This is a genomic window from Mesorhizobium sp. M7A.F.Ca.MR.176.00.0.0 (assembly GCF_004023165.1).
GTDB lineage: Bacteria > Pseudomonadota > Alphaproteobacteria > Rhizobiales > Rhizobiaceae > Mesorhizobium.
Map to the genome: position 1 here is coordinate 1 of NZ_RZTC01000303.1, position 809 is coordinate 809.

General features: G+C 62.7%; 1 pseudogene. It reads right to left on the reverse strand.

What is annotated here, in order from left to right:
* Nucleotides 1-809, reverse strand: a pseudogene (locus tag EOB59_RS34990) (DNA topoisomerase IV subunit B); the annotation flags it as partial.

Genomic DNA, 809 nt, shown 5'->3' on the forward strand with positions numbered 1-809 from the left:
GCAGCTTCGAGGCTTCCTGCGGATTGTCGGCCAGCCAATGGTCGAACGGATCGCGGATCGCGGTCTCGACAATTCGAATTGCCTCGATCGTCGCCAGCCTGTCCTTGGTCTGGCCGACGAATTCCGGCTCGCGGATGAACACCGACAGCATGCCCGCCGCCGAGATCATGACGTCTTCCGAGGTCACGATCGAGGCGCGCTTGTTGCCGACGAGATCGGCATAGGCGCGCAGGCCCCGCGTCAGCACGTTGCGGAAGCCGGCTTCGTGGGTGCCGCCTTCGCCGGTCGGGATGGTGTTGCAGTAGGAATTGATGAAGCCGTCGCCGCCGAACCAGGTCACCGCCCATTCGAGCGAGCCATGGCCGCCTTGTTTCTCGCTCTTGCCGGCGAAGATTTCGCGAGTCACCTGGAAGTCGTCGCCGAGCGATGCCTTGAGATAATCCTTCAGGCCGCCGGGAAAATGGAATTCAGCCTTGGCCGGTGTCTGATCTTTTTCCTTGATCAGCGACGGATCGCAGGTCCAGCGGATCTCGACACCACCGAACAGATAGGCTTTCGAGCGCGTCATGCGGTAGAGCCGCGCCGGTTCGAACGCAGCGCCCTTGCCGAAAATCTGCTCGTCGGGGTGGAATCGGATCTTTGTGCCGCGCCGGTTGTGGATTTCGCCCAGTTGCTCCAGGCCGGTCACGGGAACGCCGCGCGAGAATTTTTGTCGATACAGTTGCCGTCCCCGCGCGACCTCGACCTCGAGATGGTCCGACAGCGCGTTGACCACGGACACGCCGACGCCATGCAGGCCGCCTGATGTC